Genomic DNA, 1,488 nt, shown 5'->3' with positions numbered 1-1,488 from the left:
CCGCCCCCCGGTTGGCCTTCTCGAGCCGGATCTCCTCATCCATGGCGATGAACCGATCTCGCGTGAGAGACCAAAACACCACCCGCGTTTCCAGGTATTGAGTGATGATGTCTTTGCACTCGACCACCACGCGCCCGATGGGCATCCGCCAGATCAACTGGTTTGACAGCAACTGAAGTGCGGTCATCGCAGCACACAACGGATCGCGGTCGTTCGCTTTCACGGTAAGCCCCCGAAGGGCCTTCGAATCCTTCCCGGCCAGTTCGTGAAGCTTCACAAGCAACAGCGTGCCGGCTCCGCAGGTGGGGTCACCCATGGGCCACTCGTCTTTTTGAGGCGCTTGAGCAAAGGCGTTCATCGCCCTCGCCAAGCCCCAAGGGGTGAAATGTTGAGCGTCGTTCTTTTTCCCTGACCACACCAACTCATTAAACAATCGGCCCAGGATGCATTCGAACGGCTCGAAGGTTTCCACTGCGCCGCCGTAGGCCTGGCCCGCTTCGTGGCACCAATCCTCGCTTCCTTGCACGTCAGTCCCAAGCAGCGTCAAGTCACACCAGGCGACCAAGGGCCCAAATCCCCGGGTGAACAACTCCTCGGCCTGATTGATCACGCAAACCTTCAGCGCAAACGCGGTGAACTTGCGCATCTTTTCCCTGGGCGATTCCCCGGGGATGGCTTGGATAGCCTTCAACAACCGCTGGTAAGCATTGTTGCGGGGATCGGTCGGCTTTGCCTTCTTCGAAGTGCCCTTACTCATCGTTGGCCGCCCCCACGTCAGCGCCCACCCCAGAACTCACCCGGGCAAAGTCCAGCTCCAGGAAACATCCGCGGATCTGCCCCTCCCTGACCGCCCGCTTCAAGCGACGGGCGCCCTCCTCGCCGTAGGCAATCCACGCAGGGCCAGCAGGGGGCGCGTCACCTACGTCTCCGTTGGCCCGGTGGAACTTCAAGCGGCCCTCCTGGAAGACCACCGCGCTGACATCGGGGTGGTTCAGCACGAAACTTTGGAACCAGCGGGTCTCGGTTCGCGCAAACACCAGGGCGATGCCGCCCCCCGGGTGGTTGGCCATCTTCTCCATCCAGGCCTCTTGCCCCCGGCCGAACGGCGGGTTCATGAAAACGAAGGCATCCGCCGGCCATTCCGACGCCAGGCCGTCATCGCTGGGCTTGAGCATCCGAGCCGCGGTGGGCCACGGCATCCCGTTCTCGGGCGTTGCCGGATCCAGGTCGAAGGGCCCCAGGCCCGTGAAGCCTTCCCTCGGGCTGCCCCAAATATGCTCCGGAGGGGTGAGCCAAGTGGTGGTTGTCTCGAACTGCGGCAAGCGGTCGAAACCAACTGTGGCTGCGGCGAGCTTTTTAGTCCGGGGGATGGAGGTGGTTTTGCGCTCCTTCGGCATGAAGAGGTTGTTCGGGTCAGACGAAGCGGAGAGGATGTTCAATGTGCACACCTTATGGTTGATAGGGAGTTGTTGTTAGTTCGAGGGATTC

General features: G+C 61.4%; 2 protein-coding genes. Both read right to left on the bottom strand.

The genetic code is table 11. The annotated features are described in order from the left end of the window. A partial coding sequence (locus tag ACZ4VL_RS40700; protein ID WP_468211072.1) for a DNA methyltransferase family protein occupies positions 1 to 757 on the bottom strand: 757 nt, incomplete at its 3' end. Further along, entirely contained in the window at positions 750 to 1,439 is a 690-nt protein-coding gene (locus ACZ4VL_RS40695; RefSeq protein ID WP_229298517.1) for a phage N-6-adenine-methyltransferase, read from the bottom strand. The genes ACZ4VL_RS40695 and ACZ4VL_RS40700, both read right to left, overlap by 8 nt. Positions 1,440 to 1,488 lie beyond the last annotated feature (49 nt).

It is taken from the genome of Streptomyces sp. NPDC029014 (assembly GCF_055564695.1).
This window is presented reverse-complemented; position numbering and strand designations above follow the sequence as displayed.